Genomic DNA, 26,059 nt, shown 5'->3' with positions numbered 1-26,059 from the left:
CGCCTTAAATTCTCATTTAGATTTGGGAATTTTCCCCGAAATCGCTAGCTGGCAGGCATTTCAACCGTAAATCGCGCGCCGCCGGACTGCCGATTTTCTGCGATGACCGTCCCCATATGGCTGGCGACAATCTGCGCGACAATCGACAGGCCAAGCCCGGAATTGTTGCCAAACGCTGCCCCTTCGGGTCGATCGGTATAGAACCGCTCAAAGATCTTTTCGAGCTTGTCAGCAGGGATGCCCGGACCATTGTCTTCGACCAAGATTCGCGCCGTGGTTTGCGGGCCTTGGCGGCCTTGTTCCAGCGTCACAGTGACTGAATCTCCTTCCGGAGAGAATGAGCGTGCATTGTCGATTAGGTTGCGCAGTACTTGGCCCAGCGGTCCTTCCCGGCCGCGCACGGTGAGACCCGCATCCATGGTCGCGTCCTTAAACGTGACGCTGACATTGCGCTGGTGTTCCAGGCCTTCATAGGTGCGGATAATATCTCGGACAAAGCGCGAAATATCGAGCCGCTCTGTCGGGATCCGCGTATATTCCGCCTCTAAGCGCGAGGCGTTGGAAATATCCGTGATCAGGCGATCAAGGCGCTGAACGTCCTGGGCGATGACTTTTCGCAGCTTTTCGAGCGCGACGGGGTCATCTTGCACCATCTCGGCAGTTTCAACGGCGGAGCGAATAGAGGTGAGCGGGTTTTTAAGCTCATGCGCGACATCCGCCGCAAAGGATTCATTCGCCGTAATCCGCTCGAACAGCGCTTCCGTCATTGCCTCGACTGATTGGGCCAAATGGCCAATTTCGTCATGGCGCTTTGAAATGCGTTCCAGGTTCAACTTGTTGCTGGACCCGCCCCTGATTTTGTCGGCTTCGCTGGCCAATTTTCGCAGCGGGTTGGCAATCCCGATTGTGAGGAGTGCTGACGTGATCAAAGCGACCAGGATTGCGACCGCAATGAACGGCACCAAAGCCGTCCGCTCGGCCCGAATAATCGCGTCAATATCATTAGATTCAAGCGTCAAAACGCCCACCACCGCTGAGACGTGCTGGATCGGGAGAGAGACCGAAATGATTCGCTGCCCGCGATCATTGAAGCGTTGGCTGGCGGCTTCATTGCCGATGAGTGCCTCCGCAAACTCTTCTTCAAAAGTCAGCGTGCGCACCGCATCTTCGCCCTCAGAGGGGCGGAAGGACCCAAGCACGGAGACCGCCCATTCGGACAGGCTCTTGCTCCAGACCGTCAGCCGATCGGGATCTTGTAAAGGCGGCAGGTTTTCGACAATTACCCGGTCAGATAGAAAATAGCTGTCGCCAACCAAAATTCCGTCTGTGCTGTAAATCTTGCCGCGCATGGTTTGCGGCAGAGACAGCGACGCAATCGCGTCCTTGGCCAGCGTATCATCTAAGATCGGTTGCGGTTCGCCATAAGCGGCTTCATCGCCAATCAGGTTGGCCAAAAGCTGGGCTTGGCCAATCAGATCTTGTTTCTTTGAGACGACGAAACTTGCCCGCATCTCGTTTAAGACCATCGCGCCGATGATCAGAATGATTAGCCCAGCGAGGTTGGACGCAAAGATCAGACGCGCGATCCTGGAGCCGAGCAAACGCCCGCCCCAGGCTCGAAAACTGCGTCTGTTTCGCGTTGCCGCCATGTCCCAGTCTCGTCTACCGAAGCTGAACCTTAGCCGTCTGCAGCAACTTTCATAGAGACAATGGAATCTGGATTGCGCGGCGGTTCGCCCTTTGCCAGCTGATCGATGACGTCCATGCCTTGGGTGACTTGGCCCCAGACGGTGTATTGATTGTCAAGGAAGCCAGCATCGTCAAAGCAGATGAAGAATTGGCTGTTGGCGCTGTGCGGTTGATTGGTCCGCGCCATTGAACAAATGCCGCGAACATGCGGTTCAGCGTTAAACTCGGCCTGCAGGTTCGGTTTGTCAGACCCGCCCATGCCAGTGCCGTTTGGGCAGCCGACTTGCGCCATGAATCCGTCAATCACGCGGTGAAAAATGATGCCGTCATAAAAACCCTCACGGGCCAGTTCGCGAATTCGGTCGCAATGGCCAGGGGCGAGATCGGGGCGCAGTTCAATCTTGACGCTCCCTTTTGAGGTTTCCATCAGGATCGTGTTTTCGGCATCAGCCATAGCGAGAAGCTCCTATTATCGGTTTCAATCCCGCATAAGTGCTTCGTGTGGCAGTTAAAAGGCCCGATTAGCGGTTATTGCCCGCGGATATCGTAGAATAGCGAGAAATCGATGGGCAGTGCGTCGCGAATATATTGGCGCACAAACAGGTTTTGATCAGCAATCGCTTTGCGGGTGACATAGACGACGTCGAACCGGCGCAAAGGCGACCAATCGGCAAGGCTCGGATCATAAACGCCCGCTTTCAGATCGAACACCGCTGACTTGACCTCGCCGCCCGGCATCCGGCGCATCAGCACCACGGTGCGGGCATTGCCGGTTTCGGTGACCCCGCCGGCCATAATGATGGCCTGAAGCGGGTCGATTTGGCCGGGCATATCAAACATGCCAGGCGCAGCAACGTCGCCGCCGACAAAAATGCGTTGCGACTGCGTGCCGGTTAAAAGCACATCAATGTCGGGATCATTTAACTCTCTCGCCATCGCGGTTTGAACGCCATCGCGGACTTCATCGACGGTACGCGCAGCGGCTACGATTGGCGGGGAGTAAGGCATCCGAAACAAGCCGTCGGGTCCGACTGTGACCGTGCGCGTCAGCTCCGGGGCGGTGTGGACAATCACTTCAAGCTGGTCGCCAGGCGCCAACAGGTAAAACGCATCGGCGCCATCTTCATGTCGCCACTCCTTTTGCGGGAAGACAGCCGATTCGACCGGCGCCTTCATCTGGCACGCGGATAGAAAAAGAGGGATGAGAGAGAGACCAAGTAGGCGTTTCATGACTCACCTTAAGTCCTAAAAAACTCAACTAAATCGTCGGTGTTAATGTTTAAGGAAGTATCAATCGAATAGGAACAAGTTGTTCGAATTGGCGCTTGGAGCCTATAGGAATGAACGACATAACTGACTGGGGACCTTCCGGCATTTTGCCGGCGGAAGCGGCCATTGTGCCTGCGCGTCCACGGCTGGGCTATGTCGATTTGATCCTTCAGCTTTGGCGGGCGAAATGGCTGATGATGCTGGTCGGATTGCCGATCTTTGCCGCAGGGCTGTTTTTCGCCTTTCAGATGCCGAAAACCTATGAGTCCCATTCCTCGCTCTATGTCACATCCGGCGACGAGGTTCGGGCAAGCTCTGTTCTGAACGATGCAAATTTTGACACTGGCCCAGGCCTTCAAGAGGTCATCCAAGGCGAGCTGCAAATCTTACAAACTCAGCTGGTCGCGGAACGGACCCTGTCGCGCTTCCCGCTGGACCGGATCTATCCGAAACTCGCAGAGGCGCGCGACAAAGAGCTCGCACAAAGCAGCGCCGACGAGGCCGGGGCAATTGAGTTTGAGTATTTTCAAAAAGGCGTCGACGCGCTTCAAGATGGATTTACCGCGGACGCTTCGCCGAACTCGAACATCATCTCTGTGGGGTTTAAGCATGAAGACCCGCGCGCGGCGGCGGAAATTCTCAATGCTGCGATGGCGAGCTATCTGCAAAGACGGGCCGAATTGTTTGGTAGTCGCCCAGTCGATCAGCTTCGCGCTGAGCGCAAACGCTTTGAAGGCGAGCTCTTAGAGGCTGAAGCAGCGATCGCTGAATTCTTGCGAGAGAACAGTATCGGAGACTTCGCGAGCGAGCGCTCAACCGCGCAGACCCTCTATTCGGCCATCTCCAACGAATTGTTCAATGTCCAGTCGAGACGCAGCGCGGCGCAAGGTCAGTTGTCTCGTACGCGGACGCAACTTGGCACCACCAACCCAGAACTCGATTTATATGTCGAAGACTCAAGTGCGCAACGCCTCCGGGAGCTTGAGATTGAGCGCAATCAAGCGCTCGTCAATTACACGCCAGAAAGCCGGCGTGTCCAAGCCATCGATCGCCAAATTGCCGAGCTCCGCGCGTTTTTAGACCAGCAGAGTGCGCCCGTCGGAACCGTCCGTCGCGGTCCCAATCCTACGTATCAAGCGCTCGAATCGTCTCTGAATACGGCCGAAGCTGAGGTCGACTCGCTTGATCGCCAGCGCGTGGAACTCGAACGTCAGCTGCAAGCGGTCCAGGACAAAATCAATCGCTTCACAGCGTTAGAGCCCGAATGGAATGAGCTTCTGCGCAACCGTGATCTGATCGAAGCGAGTGTCCGCAATGTCGCCGAGCGGGAGCAGAGAGAAGACACGGTGGCGGGCCTGGCCACGCAAGAAGCCGATAGCGTGAAAGTCACTGAACCAGCGACGGTGCCGATTAAGGGCAGCAGCCTTAAAGCACCAGTTGCGGCTTTGGCGCTCCTATTTGCCGGCTTCACCGCTTTGTTGGTTGGGCTGTTTCGGGCGTTTACGCGCCGCGGCTTCGCAACCCCAAACTCTTTGCAACAAACCTTGGGGATCCCGGTCTTGGGCATGGTCAGCCGGTCCTAGAATCGGGTGCGGAAAAGAACGTTAACCATGACTATGATACGTCTTAATCCATCAGTTTGAGCTCAGGTGCTTGATGCGCGATCTTCGTGAAGAACTCGATCCAGTTTGGCGATCTGCGATGCGTTTAGGCGCTTCGGCAGACACGGCCCGCATCTTGATGTTCACCTCCGCGCTGCGCGGAGAGGGTGTGTCGAGCATGGCCGCTAGCTTTGCCTGTATGGCGGCGCGCCGGTCGGAGAAACCCGTTTGGTTGGTCGATTTGGATTTGCGCGGCAATCCGCAATTCAAGGCTTTTAAAGAGGGCTTTGCGCGGGACGTCGGCAAACCGGGTCGCGCCTATGATGCCTCGCTTAAACAGACGCCAATCTATCGTGTCAGCCCAAGCGCCAAAGCGGGGCAACACGATCGGCTGCTGACCGCTAACGAGATTGAAGGCCTGCCAGTGCTCGTCACGCGGTTTCGGGGCGAACGCCTGTCGGCGGGCGAAACCGTAAGCCTGCGAGACTCGCCAGATTGGTGGCAAGCGGTGCAGCAGATTGCTGGCTGGATTGTAATCGATGCGCCAGCTTTATCGCACTCGTCCGCGGCGCTTACTATGGCGCGAATGGCAGATGGGATCGCGCTTGTGGTCGCCGCCGACCACACCACGCCCGCCGAGGTGGAGAGCGCTCGCAGTGAACTAGAGGCCCGGCAAGGCCGCGTGCTTGGCGCCGTCCTAAACAGGGTGAAAGCCGATGCACGGTTCGCCAACCGCTTCAGCGCCTAACCCTGCTGCACAGACCGCTGAGACCCCGGTCAGCCGCTATGAGTTCGCGTTTCTCATTGGTCTTTTGCTTATCTTCAGCGAAGGCATTCTGCCGCGATTGGTGTCTTCGGGCGGTAGCTCGGACGGCTCGGCGCTGCTGCGATTGCTCTGGCTCCCGGTCTACGGGATCACCTTTATCGGCCTGGTTTGGAAAGCCAAAGCGTTCGCTGAAACGTGTTTGCGTCTTCCTTTTTTGATGGCTCTGATGATGGTTTGCGCCTTGTCGTTCATGTGGTCGATTGATCCGGGCCTTACCCAGCGGCGAAGTCTCGCAATTGTAATGACCACCGCCGCGGGCCTTTTCGTCGGCACGCGATACTCTTGGCGGACGCTGTTGCGAGCGCTCGCGATCACCTGGTTGATTGTAGCGGTGGCAAGCTTTGTCACTGGTGCGGTGTCACCCTCATTTGGACGCGACTTCGAGGTTCATGGTGGCGCCTGGAAAGGCCTGTTCTATGAAAAGAACCAGCTGGGCGGGCACATGGCGCGGGCCGCCCTGGTCGCGGCCTTCCTGATTATTATGGACCGGCCGTATCGGCGCGTTTGGGTAGGCGTTTTGGTGCTCAGTATCTTATTGGTCCTGCTCACGACTTCGGTGACGTCTCTGTTGGGTTTGCTCATCGGACTAGGCATTCTTGGTGCCGCGATGGTGATGAAGCGCGGCATGGCGACAGGATTGGTGCTGACCTGGAGCGCTGCGATTATGGGCGGCGCCGGGCTCGGGATTTTGCTGCTAGCGCCCGACTTGGTCGTGCAATTGCTGGGCCGAGACCTGACACTTACAGGCCGTACGGACATTTGGATCGTCTTGACCGACTATATCTCTCAGCGCCCCGCCCTTGGTTATGGCTATGGTGCATTTTGGGATGATGGCAGCAATCCGGGCAATTGGGTTCGCGAGACTCTGCAATGGGATGCACCTACCGCCCATAATGGCTGGTTCGAAGTCACTCTGGCGCTTGGATTGGTCGGGTTGGCGTTTCTGGTGCTCGATTTTTTGATGACCCTTTGGCGGGCGGCTTTGACATCGGTAAATCTGTGGACGGGCGTTTTCGCGCTGGCCTTCTGTGCGCAGTTTTTCTTGTTCAATCTGTCGGAAAGCGCGTCGCTTCAGCAAAACTCGCTGATCTGGCTGATCTATGTGGCGATTGCCGCCAAACTGACGCGGCGTCCGAAAGGCTTGATCTTGATCAAGCCTGCTCGAGCAAGTCTGCAGCCTCAGGGGCTGGCACAGACTTAGGCGATTTCTGTTTAAGGGCGGCGGCGCCATAGAAGCGAAAATCAACCCACCAGAATATTTTGGAGATGCCGCGGACCGCTTTGTCCAATTGGAACGCGCGCCCTGGATGCCGGATCAGGCTAAGGCCAAGCCATTGCATCCCGTGGAAGGCGGCTTTTCCAGCCCCGATCACCATCCACTTGGCGATAATATCCGGCCGGTTTCGGTTGCGAAACCGCTCTAGAGTGATCGGCGCTTGTCCATAAGAGAAAGCTCGAAGCAGCGTGTAGCGTAGCGAAACGCGAGCGGGCAGGGGGTGCTCCCAAACCGGCGCTTCAGCGGCCCAGGCAAAACGAGCTTTCGCCTGTCGGACGCGTCCGAACAGGATATCATCCTCACCGCCGCTTTCATTCATTTTGACATCAAACCAGGGCGCTCCACCGGGGATTTGCGCAAAGTCGATGAGCGCGTTTCCGCAGCCAAAGGACGCGTGCGTAAATCCGCTGGCCAGGTCGGGCTCGCGAGCAAAGAAATGTTCGAAATAGGCCTGATGCCGTCTTTGGCCTTCCGGCAAAACAGTTTGCACGGGGCCGAAGGTAACGGCAGCTGGAAAGGCTCGATAATTCTCTAAGATCGATTGCAGCCAATCTTGCGGTGCAGTTTGGTCATCATCCAAAAACGCCACGAGGTCGGTGTCGACGACTTGCATCGCCGCATTACGCGCATTCGCAACACCTGGCTCGGGTTCGTGTAAGGCGACGAGATCGATGTCATCGGGGCATTCCCTGACCAATTGGGCCAGTGCGTCCGAGGCGGTTGCGGTTGGCGTATTATCGACAATGATTAATCGAAACCCATTCGCGGCATAAGTCTGCTCGAACAAGCTTCGCACCGCGGCGAGCAGGCCATTTGGGCGGTCAAACGTTGGAACGACGACGCTGATCATAGATGCGCCCCATAAACGGATGCGCGATAAAGTTTCAGTCCGAACAGCCTGGCTTTGATAGGCGCAGCACGAAACTTTGCGAGCTTGAGGGAAAAGGTTTCAAGCAAAGCGCGGCCTGGAAATTGGCTCAAGGTGCGGGCCAGCCGATAGAGCGGCGTCGATGCCATCTCGTCCGGATGGCGTGCAATCAGTCGGGCGAAATTCTCTGCAGAGCTTGCGTATTTTTCGATCAGTGTCGCGTCCGGATCTAAGCCGAGATGGGTGGCAGTATTGTCGATATGTATGACCGGGTAGTTCGCCACCACGCGCAGACCCCAATCAACATCCTCCCAGCCCCAACCTGTAAAGCCAGGATCAAATTCGATCGTGTCTAAGATATTGCGGTGCGCGAGAATGTTAGAGGTGAATACGTACCGGCCAGGCGCTTCGGCGCGAGCTTTGGCATCAAGGCATTCAGATGCAGACGATTGGGCCGCGTGCAGATCCGTTTCGATTGTTGGACGGACGTTTCGGAGGCTAAAACCGCCAGCGACCAAAGCAGGTTCGGTCTGAGTTTGAATCGCGTCCAAATAGTTCGTCAAAAACCGGTCATCATCCGGCAGCATATCGGCGTCGAGGAATAGGATCCATTTTGACTCCGCCAGCGCTTTCAATCGATTGCGGGCATGACTGCGCCCGACATTTTTTGGCGCGCTGATTAATCGCGCGGGCCCCGGAAAGCGCATCACATGCCGGGCCAGCTGGCTGGTCAGATCTGCATCAACTGAGCCATCGTCAAAAATCAACAGCGTGCATTGATCCGCTCCGTCGAGACGGGCAAGGCGGCAGAGCAGAGCATCCGCGCTGTCTTTCCACGTTGGAACGCAAATCGAAATCTGCGCCTCACCAGACTTGGAATTGGTGAACACATCTTCCCTCGCATCGGTCTTGCCGACGGGAAGGTGATCCTGCGCAGCAGGCCTGCACTTCACATCAAGAGAGGGGCTTAACTTAGTCATCATTAACGCAGTTTTTTCGCATCTCCCAACAAGCGTGGGACGGTCATCAGCATGATATAGAGATCTAACCAGAGCGAAGACCGGTTGACATATTCCATGTCCAACCGCACCCGCTCGCGCACCAATTCTTTGGTGTGGACAGGCCCCCGTGAGCCATTGATCTGCGCCCAGCCAGTGATGCCAGGTTTGGCCCGGTGGCGGTGAGCGTAATCGCCGACGATGCCCTGAACAGCTTGTTCTTCTGTGGTCATACCAACCGCATGCGGCCGTGGACCGACAATCGACATCTCGCCTTTCAGGACATTGACGAGTTGCGGGAGCTCATCAATCGAGGTTTGGCGGATAAACCGGCCGATTCGCGTAATGCGAGGATCATCAGCCAAAGTTTGTTGCGAAATGCGTTCAGCTGCGTCTGGGTCGTCGCGCATTGACCGAAACTTCCAAACTTTGATGATTTGATTGTTAAAGCCGTGCCGCTTTTGGCGAAACAGCACAGGGCCTCTGCTCTCAAGCTTGATGGCAATTGAGAGGATCAGAAAAAGCGGGCTGAAAGCGAGCAACATCAGGCTAGCGAAACCGAAATCAAACAGGCGCTTTGAAATCGCGCGGCGGGCATCGTGCGGGCTGCCTGAGACGTAAGCGGCCGGGGAGTGCGCGATCTTGGCCAGGCTTTCTGTCTCTGGGTCAAAGCCTTCAAGGTCGAGCAAAAGCACGACCCGTTGCGGCAAGACCCGCAGGCGATCAATCAGGACTTTCACGCGATCACGCGCATCAGATGTCACTGTGACAACGATGCGATCAATCTCTGGCAAACGCTCCCAAGCGAGTAAATCATCGAGGCGCCCCAAGAGCGGAGCATCGCCAATCGAGCGCGGCGCGCGCGATAAGCGATCATCGAAAACGCCGACAATGTTAAGCTCACGGGTTTTTGCGTTGCGGGCAATCATCCTGTGCGCGTTTGGCGTGGCGCCAACGATCACAACATTCTCACTGATCCACCCAGCGCGGCTCATTTGGCGGCCCAGCACGTTGAAAATGATGTGCAAACACGTAACCGCTACCCAGGTCGCATAGGTCGCTTGTGTGACCCGATGCGACAGTTCGATGGGATAGAGCCAATGTGCGATGAGCGTCAGGCCGATGAGCGCGAACCCTAGTCCGTACGCAACGGCGATTAGATGATCTAAGATCTGTTGATTGAGGCGCAGCCGGTAGGCCGCGACCGCGCGCAACGCCCATGATGCGCTCACTGGAATCAGCAAAAATGGTAGAATTTGATACAGGGTCGCTGATAGCAGTCCGATTCCGGATTGGAGCAAAACATAAACCGTAATTAGACTTGCAATGGCCATGTCAAACCATCTTAGCGCCACGCGGAGGCCAGCTACGCGAAATGGAATACGCCGCGTCGGCAGCTGCGCTGATGTGACGTCAACTGCATCATTTGCTGGGGTTCCGAGCTGTTTGGAACCAGAAATAGGGGCTGGTTTTTGGCTCGGCGCCAGAACTTCAGCTTCCTGTGATAGACCCGTCGACATTCAACTACCCTGTGTGCGCAATCTCAATCTTGCATAACAAGATCAAGATTAACCTTCGCCCCTTTGGTAAATTTGATGCAATTCCAGGGCCGTATGGCGGGGCGAGCGGGTTTTTATGCCAATCGAGTTTACTAAAGTTTGTCCTTCACCCATTCGCGGGTGAGGAAACCGTCGATGACATCACAGACCAAGCCAATCTCTGTCAGCGCGCTGATATAGCGATCCGGATCGACCAGTGGCTTCCAGACCGACCCGGCTTCAAATTGGTCATCAGCTTCCAGAGCCAGCGTGAGATGGTCGCCTTCAAAGATGCCGCGCAGTTTCCCGCCTTTGAAATGCCGCTCAAGGGCGATCAATCGCTCCATGCGGTCAGGGGTCAAAAGCGCGCGCGCTTCGACTTGATCGTCAGAATAGATGGTAAAATTATCTTCGAGTTCTTTCGCGACCAAGTCGACCTTTTGCAGACTCTTGTCGCCGAAAAAGCCTTTCCACCAGCCCTGGCGCGCTATCAAAGTCCGCCCAAGAAAGCGCTCGGGATACTGAATGTGAAATAAAAGTCCCTGAAAGACCGTGACCGTCCGCCGGTTTTTCCCCGACCCGCGTTCTTCGGTGAGTTTGCATTCGACCAAAGAGAAGTGGGTTTCCGCACGATCGCCTTCGATCAGATCCTCGAATTTGCGATCATCATAGCCTGGAAGCAATTTAGACTCTCTAAGCGTGTCAAAAGCGGGGGTTGGCGCATCGCCATCGGTCGCAACGGTGAATAATTTGTTGGCGCCGCCTGATTTTAGCGCATTGGAGGAGATCCAAGATCCCGCGGACTTCCAATCCGAAATTCCGCTGACATCAGGATGCAGGGTTTCATACTTGAATCCGAACGATTCTGCGGCTGCCCCGACAACCAATTGTTTGGTTTCTGATTTAACTCGAAACAGTGGAATCCAGGAAGCGGCGCTGCCTATGCCTGTGACAGCGACGGCGGCAAAGATCACGAAGATCAAGCCAGCGCCGCGGGTGGCGAAAATAATCAGCAGCGCGGCCGCACCGACAATCAGCCCCAACCATAGAGTCCGATTGCGAGCTTTAGAGATGATCGATCGGCGTTCGGTCTCGCGCTGTGCCAGCGCGGGTTCCAGGACATCCGTCCATACTTTCATCGCGTTCTTAAATTCGGGCCGTTGTGCAACCAGTGCAGAAAAAATCGCGTCAGTGATGCCGCTCGACATAGCCGATCCCTCTTATTCGTCGTCGCCCCATAATGGTCTATCGGGGGAGACGACGCCTGACAATCTGGTCAGCAAACGGTGCAGGGTTTCAGCTTCTTCCCCACTCACAGCGTCTAGAAGTTCCCGCTCGCTTTCAATCGCCCGCGGGATGACGGCAGCATAAATTGCTTTGCCTTCATCGGTCAGGCGCATGGGCGCACGCCGACGATCATCGGAGTCGATATTTCGCTCAAGAATGCCGCGTTCGATCAGGCTGGCCGCAGCCCGGCTGACGGTCGGTTTGTCCATGAGGGTACGTTGCGCAACCTCGGTACTGGTCAGGCCTTCGCGCTCGCCCAGCACAGCAATAATCCGCCATTGCCAGACCGAAAGCTCAAACTCTTGCTCATAGATTTTCGCAATTTTGCTCGAGACGGCATTTGATAGAACAGAAAGCCGATAGGGCAGAAATCCATCTAGACTGAGGGCAGGTTGGTCGCTCATGTAGTCCTCCACGAAGATTGCTCTAGCACTATCCGCCAGACCTGAACACGTTGTCTTGTCACGAAATTATCGCGCAACAGCAAGCACGGAATTCGATCTTGCCCGCAAAAGATCTGCCTAAAGTTTGAGACGTCAGGACAATGACAAATGACCCGTGTTCCATTTTTTGGATTTGAAACACCAAGACAATATCAACGGAGCGGCCAATGTCAGAAGCAGCACCTCATGAGACAGAGCCAGGGCTAGAGGTTGCCTCGACAACATTTCGGGTTTGCGCCGAGGAGTATACTTCATTTCTCTCCCCCTATTTCCGGGCACGTCCGACGCAAAAGGCCTTTGATAACAGGATGACATTGGTACATGCGTGGCAAACCCAAAGCTTTGTCGCTGCACATGCTGAGAATACACCGATATTTCGAAATCGCACGCAGAAAGAAATCCAAGATGTCGGGCATTTGCTTGAGATTACGCGTTTCATCACGGGTGGAGAATACGGCATTTCGGAAGAGTCCATCATCCATCGTATGCCAGGTCCAATCTATGTCATGGATCACCGGCACCCTTTGCAAAGCATGACGAGCGCCTATCGTGTACAGCAGCTATTCGTTTCGCGAGCTGAACTGAACATTCCGGAAGATTGGAGAATTTGCGAGCGTGTGATCGCAGCCGACACGCCGATTGCCCGCCTACTGCATGAGTCTATGACAGAATTTTACACGGCCCTCGTCCAAAATCATGGCTTCATCCCGCCTGAGATTGTGGAGCGGTTTCAAGCGCTTCTCAAAATCAATTTGGGTGTGCATCCGCAACGCAGCGATGTGCGTGCGCAACTGCGACAAGTCTTATTCTAAAAGATCTGTGTCTATATCGAGCAAAATCTTGGAAACCCTCAATTCTCTACGGAAACGATTTTGCAGGCTTTCGGCGTGTCTCGGGCATCCCTTTACCGCATGTTTCAGCGCTATGATGGGGTGCGGAGTTATATCACGCAGCGCCGGTCTGTGCGCGCGATTATAGAGATTGCCGCACCGCCAAAGATTCGCGGCGCCCTCCGGCGAGCGGCGGAACGATGGGGTTTTTCAACCCAGCCAAACTTTAATCGGACGATCAATAAACTCTTTGGCGCGCCGCCCAGCAAGCTGCAGCCCGTGAAATCTGAGTTCCAAAATTTCACCTCTGAAGGGGCTCAAATTCTCGAAGAATTCGCTGAGTTAACCGCAATCGCGGCTTAATTCGCGGCGCGGGTCACTTCGTCGATGGGGATAATGTAGTCTCGTGAGCAGAACTGACAGTCGACTTTGAGCGTACCGTCTGGCTCGACCATTTCCCGCAGGCTCTCATCTGCCATGCCTTGCAGCGTGCCGACCAATCGGTCGCGATTACACGTGCAGACATCATCTAAGGCCTGCGCATCGCTGTCCATTGCGACCCCACCTTCATGGAACAAGCGATAGACGAGATCCGATGCCGGAAGCGCTGGATCTGTCAGCTCCTCATCGGTTACGGTGGAGAACAAAGCTTCGGCTTCGCGCCACCCCTCTTCGGTATCCCCGCGCGCGTCGTCGCCGGCGATTTTCTGGATCATCATCCCGCCAGCTCGCCAGGATCCGCTTTCATCAACATGGACGGAGAGCCGGATCTTGGTTTCAACTTGTTCAGAGCGATTGAAGTAATCTTCCGCACATTGCGCCAGTGAGCCTTTCGCCAAAGGTACGATACCCTGATAGGGCTTCATGTCGGTATTCTCATAGACGATGATCAAGCCGAGCCGTCCGGTCGCGCCAAACAGTTGCGGCATGTGCGGCTTGTCGCCTTTATTGACCTTATTCAGCCACGCCCAACGCTCCGGCTCATGTCGCGCATAGCCGCGCAGTCCCCCGGATTTCGTGTACTCGCCGACCAGCATTGAAACCGGGCCGTCGCCTTCGGCTTGAGCGAGGACCTTGCCCTCAAACTTCATGCCTGAGCCGACCAAGGCCGACAGCATCACGGCTTCACCGAGGATTTCGGCTAAGTGCTCAGGATAAGCATGGCGCTTCAAGATTGGAGAGATTGTGCCTTCTGATAGGCGAATGATGCGTCCGCGCACGGGCAAGCCTTGCGGGCTGAAGCCAGCAACAAAATCATCCATTGGAACATTTGTTTGCGTCATGGCGCTCTCCATAGAAACGAACGGCGCCATGTGGCAAGCCTGTGTGTATCTTACAAGGTTTCTGCGGCAGCAGGGGTCGCCAGGCCGCGCAACGCACACTAGCTAAGCCGCATGACTGCACCAGACCGATCCGACACCTTTACCTCGCAACGCCTGACGCTCTCTTATGCCGAGTGGGGAGACCGTTCGGCGCCGCCGCTTGTTTTGGTTCATGGTGGCCGCGATCAAATGCGCAGCTGGGATCGCGTCGCTGCGCGCCTCGCCAAGGCCTATCGCGTTATCGCTTTTGATCTACGTGGACACGGCACAAGCGATTGGGTGAGCGATGGTGATTATGGCGTGATGGATCATGTGTATGATCTCACCAGCCTGGTGGACCATTTAGAATTTGACCGGTTCACGCTGCTTGGACATTCCTTGGGCGGGAACATAACACTGCGCTTTACTGGCCTTTTTCCAGACCGAATTGAGAAGCTGATCGCGATTGAAGGCTTGGGACCGTCGCCGAAAATGCTGGTCGAGCGTCAATCGCAGCCGCTGACAGAGCGCCTGACCAATTGGATCGAACAGCGTCGTTCGCTTTCAGACCGCGGACCGCGAATCATGGAAAATCTTGCTGCCGCAGAAGCCCGCATGAAGGCGGCGTTTGAACATCTGCCTGATGATCTGATCCACCATTTGACCAAAACTGGGGTCAAAGTGAATGCGGATGGAACCGTTAGCTGGGCTTATGATCCCGCGGGGATGGGTCGATCGCCAGCAGATATAAGTCATGACGATTTCGTTGAGCTGTGGACCAAAATCACCTGTCCGACGTGGCTGGTCTATGGCGCCAACAGTTGGGCGTCTAACCCGGCAGAAGATGGCCGGGCGCGTCATTTCAAGAACGCGCGTGTGAGCCTTATCGAGGAGGCGGGGCATTGGCTGCACCATGATCAGTTCGAAGATTTCATGACCCAGCTTGAAGGCTTCCTTGGCAGCTAAGGTCTCCCGTCTTAGAGACGATGGGACGTCAGTAATGTGGAGCCTTTTATGAGCACGGATCCTATCATCCCCATGACTGTTGGGATCGAGCCGCTGGCCCAGCGCGTCCATGACATTCATGCCGCCGACTCCGGCCTGATCATCGGGCTCACCGGGTCGGTCGCGTCGGGCAAAAGTACATTGGCGCGCCATCTGGAGCAAAGCCTCGAGCCGCCGCTAAACGTTGAAGCCGTTTCAACCGATGGCTTCCTGTTTATGACCGAGTATCTGCGCGAGAACGGGCTGTTCGAACGCAAAGGCTTTCCGGAAACCTATGACTATGCCGCGATGCAGGCAGCGATTGAGTCTGTCCGGTCGGCGCCGACGGACTTTCCGGGCTATAGCCATATCACGTTCGACCCAGAACCCGATCTGACCCGAACCGTGGCCCCATCAGATATCGTGATTTTGGAAGGCTTAGGATTTCGTCCGCGCACGGGCCAAGGGTCGGACAATGAACCTGACCTTCTGATCTATTTGGATGCAGAGATCGATCACATCGAAGCCTGGTATGTTGAGCGGTTTCTGCGGTTCTGGCACGCGGCCGAGCATGACCCAACAAGCTTTTACGCCCAATTCCGACATATGAGCGAGCCGCAACTGATCGAGTTTGCCAAATCGGTTTGGGCCGGCATCAATCTGCCAAACTTGGAAAACCATATCCTGCCGATGCGCGACCATGCCGACCTTGTGGTGAAAAAGGATGCTGACCACGCCATCACCATAACCCATGACCGATGGTCACGCAGCTGACGAGGCCTTGCGCACTCTGCTCACGGGACCGATATGGGCGCTTCAATTCGAAGAGGTGAGACATGGATCGCGCGGCGATTTATCAAGATCTGAAGGATGAAATCGATAGCGTTGTTGCGGGCGAGACTTATATCCCTGCACGCTATGCCAGTGCGGCTTGTCTGCTATCGCAAGCCTTTTCCCCACGCTTTTTCTGGACCGGTTATTATGTGGTTGATCCGCTAAAGCCGGAAGAATTGGTGGTTGGACCTTATCAAGGGACATTAGGCTGCCTGCGCATCCCGTTTGGCAAGGGCGTGTGTGGGGCCTGTGCGGACCGCAAAGCGAGCATCATCGTTCCGGATGTTCACGCCTTTCCGGGCCATATTGCCTGCGACAGTCGTACCAACTCGGAAATCGTGGTGCCTGTGTTTGATGCCAGTGGCTCGCTCGCTGCCGTTCTAGATGTCGACAGCGAGCAGGCCGATGCGTTTGATGAGACAGACCGGTTAGGGTTGGAGGCTATCTGCCGGACCCTCCTCACCGCTTGAGGCCAGCACTGGCGCCTCGACTGGCGGCGTGATTTGAGGGATAGCAGTCTCGATTCGGCTGAACAATTGGCGTTCCATAATGTCCAGCTTTTCAGCGCGGACCCCGGTTTTGGCTTCAATCGATGGGTTAAACGTCATCCACTGATCTTCGACCGGATGATAGATTGGCCAAACCGGCAGGCCGTCGCCATTCGGATCGCCGGTCTTGGCAAAATTCGTCCAATAAAGCCCCATCGCTTCGGTCAGGACTTCATCCTCGTCGGTGAGCCCGGCGAGTGGACTATGGGAGCCAAACACAAAGAAGATTTCAGCCGCATGGAAGGCGCCAATGGTTTGGGTTTTCGACGGCGACACACGAGTGAAATGGTAGAGATAAGTCGGCATGCCGCTGAGCCAGTTTGCGCGCGCCAGAAAGCGCATATGCACGCCAAACAAATCATCGCCCAACATGTCCGTTTCGGCGTTCTGATAAGTCTCCGGATCATCAAGCCCATAGAGTTCAATCAGCGCGTCAGCATCGGCATCGCCATAGAGCTCTCGCAATAAAGCCAGCCGATCTTCCAAAGCATCAGGGAATTCTGGCGCCAGCACGGTTGGGATCTGCATGCTTGGATAAAACAACGTGGCTTCATCCGCATTGTAGCCGGCAAGGATCGGCACATTATGGATTTGATTATCTCTAATCGCTTGACCCATCAGCTGTGGGATCACCACGCCATCAACCGTCGGCAGAGCATATCCGCCGAGGTGCATCTTGTTTGGAATGTGGGCCACAATATCTGCGGCTGGAATGGCGCGCAGGTCGGCGGCGCTGGCATCCGCGGCGGCGATGCCGTCAAAGAATTCCATGCCCGCTTCATGCATGGTCAATCGCCCATCAATCGCAGTGGTCAGACCGTTGGCATTATAGGTTGAAGCCCCGCTCTGCAGGATCGCTTTGTGGAACAGGCCTTCACTCAAAGGCGTCGACATAATCTCGGTCACAGATTGCGCGCCTGCGCTTTCACCGAAGATGGTCACATTGTCTGGATCGCCACCAAAGGCAGCAATATTGTCTTTGATCCAGGCAAGCGCGGCGACTTGATCGAGCAGGCCGTAATTGCCGGAGACGCCGCGCGGATCATCGGCGCTTAGAGCAGGGTGGGCGATATAGCCAAATGGCCCAAGCCGGTAATTAATCGTCACCAAGACGACGCCGTTTTCGACCAACTGATTGGCTTGGTAGATGCTTTGCGAGCCGGCGCCGGTTTGGTGGCTGCCGCCATGGATCCAGACCATGACCGGCTGCAACTCAGACCCGCCGGCATTTGCCGTCCGAACATTCAAGAACAGACAATCTTCGCTCTCTTCCGGCGGTGGGCCGCTCTGCAACGCCACAGTTGCCAAATGGCGCTGCACAGCGTTGAGGCCCATGCCGTTTAAAAGATCATTCAGGAACTCGCCGCTACCCGAGCGTGCTTGCATACATTCGGCGCCAAATACTGTGCCGTCGCGAACACCGTCCCATGACAAAGCCGGTTCAGGCGCGCGCCATCTCAGGTCGCCAACAGGCGGGGCGGCGAAGGGAATGCCATTGACTTGGATGATTTGGTCATTGTTGGGATCGATGCCTGCTTGGATTTGCCCTTGGTCGAGCGAAATTACGGCGCCTTTTTCAAGTGGCGGCGGCGCTTTAGTGATCATCCAAATCAATCCGCCATAGGCTGCTGCGGCGAGCGCAATGATGGCTGCGAGGGCGATCAGAATCCATTTCATGTCTTTTCTCCATGCAACCAAAGCGGCCGAGTCACGATGAGGTCCTGGCATAACAGTCCTGCGTCGCGGTGCCGAGACATTGATTTATAGTCTGGATGATTGAGGGTTTTGATAAAGGCCTGCCGGCTAGGAAATGAGTTCACCAGGACACAATCCCAATTGCCGCCGCCAATGAAATAACGCTCCGTGGTGGCGAGCAAGCTGGTCGTGCCGCCGACTTCGGCCGCTGCTTTGGTGAAGGCTTCCGAATAGCGAATATAAGCGGTCTCGCCTGAACAAACCTCGCCATATTCGGGGTCACCCTCTTGATAGGCGGCTTTGACGCGGAATTTCAGTAAATTGATTTGGCTAACGGGCCCCTCATGCGGGTCATCTCGAAAGGCTCGGAACTGATCGGCGGTCGGTTGAAACGCTGGCATGGAATCTCCTCCAGATGGACTGACGATATTAGTCGTTGAGCGCCTTCGCTTTGCAAGCTTGTCTACGCGTTAGGGCGCAGATTTGGATGTTTGAGAAAATAGCGTTCCGCATAGAACAAGGCTGCAGAGTGGAGGGCGTGTTGGACCTCGAACTCTTCATAGGCGAGGAATTTAGAATAGGGCATTTCGAGCACTTCGATCTCTTCATTCGGATCAAGCGATTGCTGCGCTGATGGAGTGCACCCCAGCGCCAGATAGTAGAAGATCTCATTGTCCTGTGTGGCTGGGTTCGGCCAGCAGCGGCCGACAAGACGCATGTCGCGCGCTTCATAGCCAGTTTCCTCGACCAATTCGCGCCGCCCAACCGCTTCCCAATCGGTCTCACCGGGATCAGAAACCCCGCCAGGAAACGCCGTCAGGATCTTCTGCGCAGCATGACGATATTCTCGCACAAGCACGACATTGCCAGCGTCGGTCACCGGGATGATTGTCACCCATGGGGTTTGCTCGATGACGTGATAGGTCTCGACCACATGACCGTCCGCCCGAACACATTTATCCGTCCGGACGCCCAGAAATTGATCGCGGAAGGTCTGTTTGCTTTCCAGAATTTTCCAGGGTTTGATCACTCTTACTATTCCAGTTTCTTGATGGTTGCCGGGCATTGGGCCAAGGCTTTGCCCAGCTCGAACAAGCGCTCCGGTTGCTGCGCGAGCATTCGGTTTTGGAACTCCTGGAGCTTCTTTTGGTTACCCGAAAACAGATATTGGGTCTCTTCGCTGAAATCCTCTTGGTTCATGACTTCTGAAGCCGTTTCCGCACGGCATCGGCAAGTTTCGATTGCGCCGCCTTGCTCCACACAGATCTTATTTCTCGCTTCGATGGCGGACTCTTTCGACGCGAATTGCCGCTCATTGACTCCATGAGTGTCGGAGGCCGATTCAGGCGTGACGACGAGTGGGACATCCTTGAGCGTTTGGATGGGTTTCACCCAGAATAAATTGTCGGCATCGGCTGTGCTCGCCAATAGAATCAATACGATCGTCCCCACAATCGATCGCAACATTGTCCTACTCCTTCTTCAAATGCCGATCCAGAAAACTCATCCGTGTCTTCATCAAATGCGTGCCTAAGGCCTCGCCACGAATGCCATGCCTTTGGCCGGGATAAGTCATTAATTCGAAGACAATGCCGCGCTGCTGCAGCTCCGCCATCAGGCGCGTGGTATTGTCGAAGGTGACATTGTCATCGGCCATGCCATGGATGAGCATCAAGTTTGGCAGCTCGGTTTCGAGTTTCTCGAGATGATGGAAGACGGAAGAAGCGTCATAGCCCTCGGCATTGTCCTGGGGGGTGTCCATATAGCGCTCGGTATAGAACGTGTCATAGAGCGCCCAATCGGTCACCGGTGCACCGGCGACAGCCGCGGCGAACGTGTTCTCAGGCGCCTGTAGGATCGTCATCAGCGTCATGTAGCCGCCATAGGACCAGCCTTGAATGCCGACTCGGTCGCTATCGACAAAGGGCTGAGATTTCAGCCAATCCACGCCGACCAACAGATCGCGTACTTCGGGGATCCCCATTTGGCGATAGATCACATCCTCAAACTGGCGTCCGCGATTGGCCATGCCGCGATTGTCGAGTCGAAAGACGACATAACCTTGGCGGCTATAGAATTGATCCGACAAACGTTCCCAATTGCGATTGACGGTTTGCGCATGCGGTCCGCCATAAGTCTCAACCAAAGCCGGATAGGTTTGGTTTGGATCAAAGTCCGGCGGCAGCTGAATGGAATAGTAAAGCGTTTGGCCATCATCAGCCGTCAGCGTCCCATATTCCGGCACCGTATGGTTTGCGAGATAGGGCGCATAAGGATGGCTTTCATCGAGCTTGTTTTCCTCGATCCATGTTATCAGCGATCCATCGGCGCGATAAAGCCCGGTTTGTGACGGCTGGGTGGGGCTGGAACTAACGCCGACAAAACTTTCCCCATCGGGCGCCAGGGTCACGGCCCAGAATTTCCCCGCCTCGGTGATCCGCGAGGGGTCCCCGCCATCTATTGGGATGCTGTAAAGATGGCGCTCCAACGGTGTGTCGCCAAAGCCGGTGAAGAAGATTTTCTCGGCCGGCTCAATCACCCCGGCGATGCTATCGACTGTGAACCCCTCTGGCGTGAGCGGCACAAATTCTTCGCGTCCATCGGCTCGGCTGGCGAGGATTTGGCGATGCCCGCCTGGCGGCTCGGCGCTGAGTGTGTACATGAAGGCAGCGGTGCTGAAATCGCTTTGCAGATTGATCCAGGTCTCATGGGTTTCAGTGAATACATAAGCGGGATCGGTTGCCATCGCCTCGCCATCTGCGGGCATTCTAATGGTGGTGATATCATAGTCAGTTTGATCACGATTGATCCGGCCAATGAACAGATTCTCTCCGCCCGTGCGGCCATTGCGGAAATAGACTCGCGCGAGATACTGATCTGTCGCGGGTCCCCAATCTTCGCGGCGCCAATTGATTTTTGTCACCTCGCCGGTCGCCATATTGCGGACGAATAGATCCACAATCGCGTTTGGGCGTCCAGCGCGCGGATAGCGCTGATCGATGACGGTCACATCTTCGGCGGCAATATCGAAGCGTGGGATGATATCGACGGTGCTCTCATCGACTTTCGTATAGGCGATGAACCGGTCGTCTGGGCTCCACCAATAGCCGGTATAGCGGTCCATCTCTTCCTGCGCGACAAACTCAGCGATCCCGTAAGCGATCGCATTTTCAGGCTCCGCAAGCGGGGTCAGAAGCCGTTCGTCGCCGCTGGTCAGATCAATCGCATAGACAGAACCATCGCGGACAAAACTGACATAGCCGCCGCCAGGAGAGACCTTTGCGTCATACTCAAATGCATCGGTATCGGTCAGCTGGCGCGCCTCTGGGCCTGAAGCGGTGAGCGTGACCAAGTGGAGGTCGCCGCCAATCGGGACGAGGATTGTATCCGCTGTGCCCCAATCATAGGAAACAATGCCCTTCCGACCAGCAATCCGCTTGCGTTCTCGAAGGGCCTTTTCTTCTTCAGAAAGCTCAACCTCTTCTGGCTCAAGGATCTTGGAATCGACCAGCAGGCTCTGCTCGCCAGTTGCCACATCAAACTGCCAGAGATCATATCGGTCCCCTTCATCCTCACGCGCTTTGAGGAAGGTGACCCGTTTGCCATCCGGGCTGTATTTGACCCCACTTGGGGTTGGGCCGGACAGGCTTGGGCTGGCAAAGAGACGTTCGATTGTAAGAGGTTCTTGGTCGACCATAGCGCTCGTTTCGGTTGGGGATGTTTGGGCGAGTGATGCAGCACATGCGCTCAACAGCAGCACGCTTGCCGGAAGCATAAGAGATTTCAACATAGTCAGAAGGGCTAACCCGCCCCGCTCCGCTTGTCAGCCCTTCTTCCTAATCGCCTTAAATATCTTCGCCATCATCCCGCAAAATGCGGTCGAGCAATTTCTGGATTTCTGCGTTTGAATCACCGCCGCCAAAGCTCATCGCGCCGGAGGAAAATGTGGTGCCATAGGTTTTCACCAGCGTTACTGTCTGCGCCAAGGCTGAAACGAAATCCTCTTGGCTCAGCGTCGTCATACGATGCATGAAGGTAGACCAAAGCTGACCTTGGGCCACCGCATAGCGCGCATCCAAAGCTGTATCGAAATTGGCTTGCATAAGCCGCCGCAATTGAGCGCCTGATAGGCCATCGCTGGGGGCAATCTGCGAGAAGAGGCGCATCCGATCTGCATTCACGTCAAAGACCAGCGTGACGGCTGTATCGTCTATGCTGAATGTGGCGCCGTTCCCCGTTAGCCGAGCATCTTCATCTATCGCGGTGATGATCTCAAGCAGGCCGGTTGCGGCGATAACCGTCTCTGGCACCTCGTCTGCGGACGGTTCGGTTTCGGGCTCAGCCTCTGGAGCGGAATTACCGTTCGGTTCGGTCTCTTGCGCAAGAGCGATTGGCGCCGCCAGACTCAAAGCGACGGCGAAAATGAATCCGGAAAATGGGACACGATTGAAGGACATGCGGGCTCCTTGGATCTTTCTGTAGATCCTAGACAGCCCCGGCTTGGCGGCAACTCGCATCTCTTCGCAAAACGATCATCTCTTCGTGATAGTGATGAATAAATGATTTGATTATTATTCACAAACTGTGCTAATGATGCCGAGAATAGGAGGTGTCAGATGCTAAAGTGGACCATTCGGATCGTCGGAGTCTTGGCGCTTATCTTCGGCCTACTCTTTTGGTGGCTCATCCTAAGCGGATCGAACGCGACCAAGACGGCACCGGGCGTCTTTGATATTAGCGATTGGCGTTCGAAAGCTGCGGCGCCGACGTCTGACCTGCCACTGGAAATCCGTATTCACGAAATTGGCCGCGATATGGCGCCGCCCTTTGCCGCGCAAGCAGGCCGCTTCGGCGCACCAATTGCGATGAGCTATAATGCAGTTGAAATCGTCTATCCTGATCGCAGCCTGATTGTTGGTGGGGCGGTCGACCGGGTGACCGCCGAAGGCATGACCCAATCCGCCGCCGATTGGCGCTTCAGCGATGCGGCGTATGAAACGCTATTGGCGAATATGTTGAGCGCCGAACACGTACTGATGACCCATGAGCACCTCGATCACGTCATGGCGATTGCGCGTCATTCCGATCCTGCTGCTTTGGCGCCAAACTTGGTGCTAAACGCGCCGCAGATTGAAGCGCTTCCGCTGTTCGCTGATGGCACCTTAGACCCCGCGCTTGCCAATCTATCGCCGCGCTTGTCGGGCCAAGTCGAGACGCTCGCGCCGGGCATCGTTATCGTGCCCGCCGCAGGGCATACGCCTGGCAGTCAAAATGTGTTTATCACGCTCCAAAATGGCGAAGAGATTCTGCTGATCGGCGATATTGTCTGGAATATGGCCGCGATTGAAGCACTGAAGACCCGGCCTGTACTGACCCAATATCTGGTCTTCCGTCCGAATTACGAGAACCGCCAAGCGATCAAAGAACAAGTCCGCGCCCTGCACGACATGATTATGCTGGAACCCGATCTAACCGTCCTGCCCGCGCATGATCGCGCTTGGATGGTCAGCGCTGCCGAAAAGGACGGGATTTCATTTCTCGCGGCCGACTAAACCGGGCGGTTAAAATTGTCCCGCACTCCAAAGTTCGGCGACAGTGCCAGAGGCGGTCGCTGCGATAATATCTGCGACCGTCACAATCACGGCAATCAGAGGGGCTTTAATGATTAGGCTGGTCATGGATAGTCGGCCCTGCATCCCGCGTGCGTAGGTTAGCATATAAGCGAGCATATTGAGGCTCAGCCCAACCAGCGAGTACACCCAGAACGTCTCCGATGAGATTAATGGCATCACAATGACCGATGCGACCGACAAGACGAGACCCACGGAGATGACTGCAAAATAAAGCCTCAGCCGCGCCACCCAAGACGTTCCCTTCCCCCAAAAGAAAAGCATCGAGCCGACAAGACCATGCACCAGCATATAGGCGAATGGATAGATGAAATTGTATCCTGCAAAGATCGTATCAACCCTCTGCCTTAGCGATGGTGCATTATGATCTTCGCCCAGGATGGCTGAAAACTGAGAGAGAAGAGTTTGGTACAGAACACCGTCTTCAGCGGCCCAGAAAAAACTCAAAAGACTGAAAACGGTCAGGATCGAAAAGGCTAGGCGCAGGGTGGGTGTGTATTTGCTGCGCCAATCGAATACGCGGGCGCTTTCAAACACGGCTTTCGGGCGTCTGAATAAGTCATAGAGCGTCTTCACGCCTCGAATATTCAGGCCAAATAGATCAGCAAGCAGTGAATCAAAGTCCGGCTTCTGCAGCGCGGGAGGCGTCTCTTTATCCTCGAGCATCCGGTTCTGTCCCCCATTGCCTCTTGCACTATTCTAGAGCGCGAGTAACACACGGCAAAATTTATCGAATTTGGAGCACACCGCATGGCCGGACCGCAATATGTTTATCACATGCAGGGCGTCTCAAAGACCTACCCTGGTGGCAAGCAGGTTTTTGAGAACATTCACCTTTCTTTCTTGCCGGATGCGAAGATTGGTGTGGTCGGGGTGAACGGCGCCGGTAAATCGACGCTGCTCAAAATCATGGCCGGTGTTGAAACCGAGTTTAATGGCGAAGCCTGGGCGGCGGACGGCATTAAAGTCGGCTACCTGCCGCAAGAGCCACAGCTCAATCCGGATCTCTCTGTGTTTGAGAATGTCGCCGCTGAATGCCCAGAAAAGCAGCTGCTCGATCAGTTCAACGCGATCTCTATGAAGCTCGCCGAAGACTATACCGATGAGCTGATGGAAGAGATGACGGCGCTGCAAGAGCAAGTCGACGCCGCTGACGCTTGGGATATCGACAACAAAATCGAAATGGCGATGGAAGCTTTGCGCTGCCCGCCAGACACGGCCGATGTGAAAGCGCTCTCTGGTGGTGAGATCCGCCGCGTCGCGATTTGTCGCCTACTTCTGTCGCGCCCTGACATGATCCTGATGGACGAACCCACCAACCATTTGGACGCCGAAACCGTCGCCTGGCTGCAAAACTATCTGATCAATTTCAAAGGTTGCGTGATCCTGGTTACTCACGACCGCTATTTCTTGGATGACATCACCGATTGGATCCTCGAACTCGATCGCGGCCGCGGTATTCCGTATGAAGGCAATTACTCGGCCTGGCTGGAGCAAAAAGCCAAGCGGATGGAGCAAGAAGCCCGCGAAGACAAAGGCCGCCAACGTGCCCTCGCCAAGGAACTCGAATGGGTCCGTTCAAGCCCGAAAGCTCGCCAAGCCAAGTCGAAAGCGCGGATCGCGTCTTATGAGGAAATGGCCAATAAAGCGGAGCGGGAAACCGTCTCTAACGCCACGATTCGCATTCCCCCTGGGCCGCGCCTTGGGAATAAGGTTTTGGAAGCTGAAAAGCTGCGCAAAGGCTTCGGCAATAACCTCTTGATCGAAGACCTCGATTTTAAACTGCCACCGGGCGGTATCGTTGGTGTCATCGGGCCGAATGGCGCCGGTAAGTCGACGCTGTTCAAAATGATCCTCGAGCAAGAGCAGCCGGATGCTGGAACGCTCGAACTCGGCGATACCGTGAAGCTCGGTTATGTCGACCAGAGCCGGGATAAGCTCGACGATAAGAAGAATGTTTGGGAAGAGATTTCCGACGGGCTCGATGTTATCAAGCTCGGCAATGTCGAGATGAATTCGCGCGCCTATGTCAGCGCCTTCAACTTCAAGAAGACCGATCAGCAAAAGCCGGTCGGCAAACTGTCAGGCGGGGAGCGCAACCGCGTCCACTTAGCCAAAATGCTGCGCGAGGGTGGCAATTTGCTCCTCCTCGACGAACCGACCAACGACCTGGACGTTGAGACGCTGCAAGCGCTCGAAGAAGGCCTTGAGAGCTTCCCAGGCTGCGCCGTGGTGATCTCGCACGATCGCTGGTTCTTAGATCGGATGGCGACGCATATTCTTGCCTTTGAAGGCGACAGCCATGTCGAATGGTTCGAAGGTGATTTCAGCTCTTATCTTGAAGATAAGAAGCGCCGCCTCGGCCCCGAAGCGGTTGAGCCAAAGCGCGTAAAATTCAAGAAGTTTGAGCGCTAGAACAAATGCGCTAAGTCTGTCACCAGA

26 protein-coding genes are annotated in these 26,059 nt (G+C 55.5%); 10 read left to right on the top strand and 16 right to left on the bottom strand.

What is annotated here, in order from left to right; all coding sequences use genetic code 11:
* Positions 1 to 44: 44 nt before the first annotated feature.
* The 3 genes from MY069_RS08455 to MY069_RS08445 all read right to left on the bottom strand — a co-directional run bounded on the left by MY069_RS08455 (position 45) and on the right by MY069_RS08445 (position 2,919).
* Positions 45 to 1,649, bottom strand: coding sequence for a stimulus-sensing domain-containing protein (locus MY069_RS08455; protein ID WP_482796640.1), 1,605 nt, complete (start codon positions 1,647 to 1,649; stop codon positions 45 to 47).
* Between the two features lie 29 nt (positions 1,650 to 1,678).
* Positions 1,679 to 2,143 (bottom strand): peptidylprolyl isomerase, encoded by a 465-nt coding sequence (locus tag MY069_RS08450; protein ID WP_482796639.1) that lies wholly within the window; start codon positions 2,141 to 2,143, stop codon positions 1,679 to 1,681.
* A 74-nt stretch (positions 2,144 to 2,217) separates the two neighbouring features.
* Positions 2,218 to 2,919 (bottom strand): polysaccharide biosynthesis/export family protein, encoded by a 702-nt coding sequence (locus tag MY069_RS08445; protein ID WP_482796638.1) that lies wholly within the window; start codon positions 2,917 to 2,919, stop codon positions 2,218 to 2,220.
* A 110-nt stretch (positions 2,920 to 3,029) separates the two neighbouring features.
* On the opposite strand from MY069_RS08445, the gene MY069_RS08440 reads away from it, so the two are divergent.
* The 3 genes from MY069_RS08440 (at position 3,030) to MY069_RS08430 (ending at position 6,586) form a co-directional block, all read left to right on the top strand.
* The gene (locus MY069_RS08440; RefSeq protein ID WP_482796637.1) at positions 3,030 to 4,541 is read left to right on the top strand and encodes a GumC family protein; all 1,512 of its coding nucleotides are present in this window, start codon (positions 3,030 to 3,032) and stop codon (positions 4,539 to 4,541) included.
* A gap of 73 nt (positions 4,542 to 4,614) precedes the next feature.
* Positions 4,615 to 5,307 (top strand): P-loop NTPase family protein, encoded by a 693-nt coding sequence (locus MY069_RS08435; protein ID WP_482796636.1) that lies wholly within the window; start codon positions 4,615 to 4,617, stop codon positions 5,305 to 5,307.
* Entirely contained in the window at positions 5,276 to 6,586 is a 1,311-nt protein-coding gene (locus MY069_RS08430; RefSeq protein WP_482796635.1) for an O-antigen ligase family protein, read from the top strand. Before MY069_RS08435 ends, MY069_RS08430 begins: the two co-directional genes overlap by 32 nt.
* Here MY069_RS08430 and MY069_RS08425 read toward each other — a convergent pair.
* From MY069_RS08425 to MY069_RS08405, 5 genes are all read right to left on the bottom strand, one after another.
* Positions 6,537 to 7,511, bottom strand: a complete 975-nt coding sequence (locus tag MY069_RS08425; RefSeq protein ID WP_482796634.1) for a glycosyltransferase family 2 protein — start codon at positions 7,509 to 7,511, stop codon at positions 6,537 to 6,539. The genes MY069_RS08430 and MY069_RS08425 overlap by 50 nt on opposite strands.
* Positions 7,508 to 8,512 (bottom strand): glycosyltransferase family 2 protein, encoded by a 1,005-nt coding sequence (locus MY069_RS08420; RefSeq protein ID WP_482796633.1) that lies wholly within the window; start codon positions 8,510 to 8,512, stop codon positions 7,508 to 7,510. Before MY069_RS08420 ends, MY069_RS08425 begins: the two co-directional genes overlap by 4 nt.
* Positions 8,512 to 10,047, bottom strand: coding sequence for an exopolysaccharide biosynthesis polyprenyl glycosylphosphotransferase (locus MY069_RS08415; protein ID WP_482796632.1), 1,536 nt, complete (start codon positions 10,045 to 10,047; stop codon positions 8,512 to 8,514). The genes MY069_RS08420 and MY069_RS08415 overlap by 1 nt, the downstream gene beginning before the upstream one ends.
* 131 nt (positions 10,048 to 10,178) lie before the next feature.
* Positions 10,179 to 11,273 carry a DUF3137 domain-containing protein gene (locus MY069_RS08410; protein ID WP_482796631.1) on the bottom strand — a complete coding sequence of 365 codons (1,095 nt, stop codon included), beginning with the start codon at positions 11,271 to 11,273 and terminating at the stop codon, positions 10,179 to 10,181.
* Positions 11,274 to 11,285: 12 nt separating this feature from the next.
* On the bottom strand, positions 11,286 to 11,756 hold the full coding sequence (locus tag MY069_RS08405) for a MarR family winged helix-turn-helix transcriptional regulator (protein WP_482796630.1): 471 nt from the start codon (positions 11,754 to 11,756) through the stop codon (positions 11,286 to 11,288).
* 347 nt (positions 11,757 to 12,103) lie between these two features.
* On the opposite strand from MY069_RS08405, the gene MY069_RS08400 reads away from it, so the two are divergent.
* Together MY069_RS08400 and MY069_RS08395 are read left to right on the top strand one after the other, a co-directional pair.
* The gene (locus MY069_RS08400; protein WP_482796629.1) at positions 12,104 to 12,607 is read left to right on the top strand and encodes a hypothetical protein; all 504 of its coding nucleotides are present in this window, start codon (positions 12,104 to 12,106) and stop codon (positions 12,605 to 12,607) included.
* A 75-nt stretch (positions 12,608 to 12,682) separates the two neighbouring features.
* Positions 12,683 to 12,988, top strand: coding sequence for a helix-turn-helix domain-containing protein (locus MY069_RS08395; protein ID WP_482796628.1), 306 nt, complete (start codon positions 12,683 to 12,685; stop codon positions 12,986 to 12,988).
* On the opposite strand, the gene MY069_RS08390 is transcribed toward MY069_RS08395, so the two are convergent.
* Positions 12,985 to 13,908 carry an Hsp33 family molecular chaperone HslO gene (locus tag MY069_RS08390; protein WP_482796627.1) on the bottom strand — a complete coding sequence of 308 codons (924 nt, stop codon included), beginning with the start codon at positions 13,906 to 13,908 and terminating at the stop codon, positions 12,985 to 12,987. The genes MY069_RS08395 and MY069_RS08390 overlap by 4 nt on opposite strands.
* A gap of 111 nt (positions 13,909 to 14,019) precedes the next feature.
* Here MY069_RS08390 and MY069_RS08385 point away from each other — a divergent pair, with 111 nt between their 5' ends.
* From MY069_RS08385 to MY069_RS08375, 3 genes are all read left to right on the top strand, one after another.
* Complete coding sequence (locus MY069_RS08385) at positions 14,020 to 14,892, top strand: alpha/beta fold hydrolase (protein ID WP_482796626.1); 873 nt, start codon at positions 14,020 to 14,022, stop codon at positions 14,890 to 14,892.
* A 48-nt stretch (positions 14,893 to 14,940) separates the two neighbouring features.
* Positions 14,941 to 15,684: a type I pantothenate kinase gene (locus MY069_RS08380; RefSeq protein WP_482796625.1), complete on the top strand. Its 744-nt coding sequence runs from the start codon at positions 14,941 to 14,943 to the stop codon at positions 15,682 to 15,684.
* 62 nt (positions 15,685 to 15,746) lie between these two features.
* Positions 15,747 to 16,214, top strand: a complete 468-nt coding sequence (locus MY069_RS08375) for a GAF domain-containing protein (protein WP_482796624.1) — start codon at positions 15,747 to 15,749, stop codon at positions 16,212 to 16,214.
* Here MY069_RS08375 and MY069_RS08370 read toward each other — a convergent pair.
* The 6 genes from MY069_RS08370 to MY069_RS08345 form a co-directional block, all read right to left on the bottom strand.
* Positions 16,173 to 17,969 carry a carboxylesterase/lipase family protein gene (locus tag MY069_RS08370; protein ID WP_482796623.1) on the bottom strand — a complete coding sequence of 599 codons (1,797 nt, stop codon included), beginning with the start codon at positions 17,967 to 17,969 and terminating at the stop codon, positions 16,173 to 16,175. The genes MY069_RS08375 and MY069_RS08370 overlap by 42 nt on opposite strands.
* Positions 17,966 to 18,388: a DUF1330 domain-containing protein gene (locus tag MY069_RS08365; protein WP_482796622.1), complete on the bottom strand. Its 423-nt coding sequence runs from the start codon at positions 18,386 to 18,388 to the stop codon at positions 17,966 to 17,968. The genes MY069_RS08370 and MY069_RS08365 overlap by 4 nt, the downstream gene beginning before the upstream one ends.
* Positions 18,389 to 18,450: 62 nt before the next feature.
* Positions 18,451 to 19,017: an NUDIX hydrolase gene (locus tag MY069_RS08360; protein ID WP_482796621.1), complete on the bottom strand. Its 567-nt coding sequence runs from the start codon at positions 19,015 to 19,017 to the stop codon at positions 18,451 to 18,453.
* 5 nt (positions 19,018 to 19,022) lie between these two features.
* A complete protein-coding gene (locus MY069_RS08355) occupies positions 19,023 to 19,454 on the bottom strand; it encodes a hypothetical protein (RefSeq protein WP_482796620.1) in 432 nt (143 codons plus the stop codon).
* 4 nt (positions 19,455 to 19,458) lie between these two features.
* A complete protein-coding gene (locus MY069_RS08350; RefSeq protein WP_482796619.1) occupies positions 19,459 to 21,684 on the bottom strand; it encodes a S9 family peptidase in 2,226 nt (741 codons plus the stop codon).
* A gap of 148 nt (positions 21,685 to 21,832) precedes the next feature.
* The gene (locus tag MY069_RS08345) at positions 21,833 to 22,444 is read right to left on the bottom strand and encodes a type III secretion system chaperone family protein (RefSeq protein WP_482796618.1); all 612 of its coding nucleotides are present in this window, start codon (positions 22,442 to 22,444) and stop codon (positions 21,833 to 21,835) included.
* Positions 22,445 to 22,603: 159 nt separating this feature from the next.
* On the opposite strand from MY069_RS08345, the gene MY069_RS08340 reads away from it, so the two are divergent.
* Positions 22,604 to 23,539: an MBL fold metallo-hydrolase gene (locus MY069_RS08340; RefSeq protein ID WP_482796617.1), complete on the top strand. Its 936-nt coding sequence runs from the start codon at positions 22,604 to 22,606 to the stop codon at positions 23,537 to 23,539.
* A 9-nt stretch (positions 23,540 to 23,548) separates the two neighbouring features.
* Here MY069_RS08340 and MY069_RS08335 read toward each other — a convergent pair whose 3' ends face one another.
* On the bottom strand, positions 23,549 to 24,283 hold the full coding sequence (locus MY069_RS08335; RefSeq protein ID WP_482796616.1) for a hypothetical protein: 735 nt from the start codon (positions 24,281 to 24,283) through the stop codon (positions 23,549 to 23,551).
* An 84-nt stretch (positions 24,284 to 24,367) separates the two neighbouring features.
* On the opposite strand from MY069_RS08335, the gene ettA reads away from it, so the two are divergent.
* Entirely contained in the window at positions 24,368 to 26,032 is a 1,665-nt protein-coding gene (gene ettA, locus MY069_RS08330; RefSeq protein WP_482796615.1) for an energy-dependent translational throttle protein EttA, read from the top strand.
* The last annotated feature ends 27 nt before the right edge of the window (positions 26,033 to 26,059 follow it).

This window comes from Hyphomonas sp. ske169 (genome assembly GCF_056850855.1).
This window is presented reverse-complemented; position numbering and strand designations above follow the sequence as displayed.

What these genes read in the sequence shown, in the direction of transcription:
- MY069_RS08455 (WP_482796640.1), bottom strand. Translation starts at nt 1,649, where the DNA reads ATGGCGGCAACGCGAAACAGACGCAGTTTTCGAGCCTGGGGCGGGCGT.
- MY069_RS08450 (WP_482796639.1), bottom strand. Translation starts at nt 2,143, where the DNA reads ATGGCTGATGCCGAAAACACGATCCTGATGGAAACCTCAAAAGGGAGC.
- MY069_RS08445 (WP_482796638.1), bottom strand. Translation starts at nt 2,919, where the DNA reads ATGAAACGCCTACTTGGTCTCTCTCTCATCCCTCTTTTTCTATCCGCG.
- MY069_RS08440 (WP_482796637.1), top strand. Translation starts at nt 3,030, where the DNA reads ATGAACGACATAACTGACTGGGGACCTTCCGGCATTTTGCCGGCGGAA.
- MY069_RS08435 (WP_482796636.1), top strand. Translation starts at nt 4,615, where the DNA reads ATGCGCGATCTTCGTGAAGAACTCGATCCAGTTTGGCGATCTGCGATG.
- MY069_RS08430 (WP_482796635.1), top strand. Translation starts at nt 5,276, where the DNA reads ATGCACGGTTCGCCAACCGCTTCAGCGCCTAACCCTGCTGCACAGACC.
- MY069_RS08425 (WP_482796634.1), bottom strand. Translation starts at nt 7,511, where the DNA reads ATGATCAGCGTCGTCGTTCCAACGTTTGACCGCCCAAATGGCCTGCTC.
- MY069_RS08420 (WP_482796633.1), bottom strand. Translation starts at nt 8,512, where the DNA reads ATGATGACTAAGTTAAGCCCCTCTCTTGATGTGAAGTGCAGGCCTGCT.
- MY069_RS08415 (WP_482796632.1), bottom strand. Translation starts at nt 10,047, where the DNA reads ATGTCGACGGGTCTATCACAGGAAGCTGAAGTTCTGGCGCCGAGCCAA.
- MY069_RS08410 (WP_482796631.1), bottom strand. Translation starts at nt 11,273, where the DNA reads ATGTCGAGCGGCATCACTGACGCGATTTTTTCTGCACTGGTTGCACAA.
- MY069_RS08405 (WP_482796630.1), bottom strand. Translation starts at nt 11,756, where the DNA reads ATGAGCGACCAACCTGCCCTCAGTCTAGATGGATTTCTGCCCTATCGG.
- MY069_RS08400 (WP_482796629.1), top strand. Translation starts at nt 12,104, where the DNA reads ATGACATTGGTACATGCGTGGCAAACCCAAAGCTTTGTCGCTGCACAT.
- MY069_RS08390 (WP_482796627.1), bottom strand. Translation starts at nt 13,908, where the DNA reads ATGACGCAAACAAATGTTCCAATGGATGATTTTGTTGCTGGCTTCAGC.
- MY069_RS08385 (WP_482796626.1), top strand. Translation starts at nt 14,020, where the DNA reads ATGACTGCACCAGACCGATCCGACACCTTTACCTCGCAACGCCTGACG.
- MY069_RS08380 (WP_482796625.1), top strand. Translation starts at nt 14,941, where the DNA reads ATGAGCACGGATCCTATCATCCCCATGACTGTTGGGATCGAGCCGCTG.
- MY069_RS08375 (WP_482796624.1), top strand. Translation starts at nt 15,747, where the DNA reads ATGGATCGCGCGGCGATTTATCAAGATCTGAAGGATGAAATCGATAGC.
- MY069_RS08370 (WP_482796623.1), bottom strand. Translation starts at nt 17,969, where the DNA reads ATGAAATGGATTCTGATCGCCCTCGCAGCCATCATTGCGCTCGCCGCA.
- MY069_RS08365 (WP_482796622.1), bottom strand. Translation starts at nt 18,388, where the DNA reads ATGCCAGCGTTTCAACCGACCGCCGATCAGTTCCGAGCCTTTCGAGAT.
- MY069_RS08355 (WP_482796620.1), bottom strand. Translation starts at nt 19,454, where the DNA reads ATGTTGCGATCGATTGTGGGGACGATCGTATTGATTCTATTGGCGAGC.
- MY069_RS08350 (WP_482796619.1), bottom strand. Translation starts at nt 21,684, where the DNA reads ATGGTCGACCAAGAACCTCTTACAATCGAACGTCTCTTTGCCAGCCCA.
- MY069_RS08345 (WP_482796618.1), bottom strand. Translation starts at nt 22,444, where the DNA reads ATGTCCTTCAATCGTGTCCCATTTTCCGGATTCATTTTCGCCGTCGCT.
- MY069_RS08340 (WP_482796617.1), top strand. Translation starts at nt 22,604, where the DNA reads ATGCTAAAGTGGACCATTCGGATCGTCGGAGTCTTGGCGCTTATCTTC.
- MY069_RS08335 (WP_482796616.1), bottom strand. Translation starts at nt 24,283, where the DNA reads ATGCTCGAGGATAAAGAGACGCCTCCCGCGCTGCAGAAGCCGGACTTT.
- ettA (WP_482796615.1), top strand. Translation starts at nt 24,368, where the DNA reads ATGGCCGGACCGCAATATGTTTATCACATGCAGGGCGTCTCAAAGACC.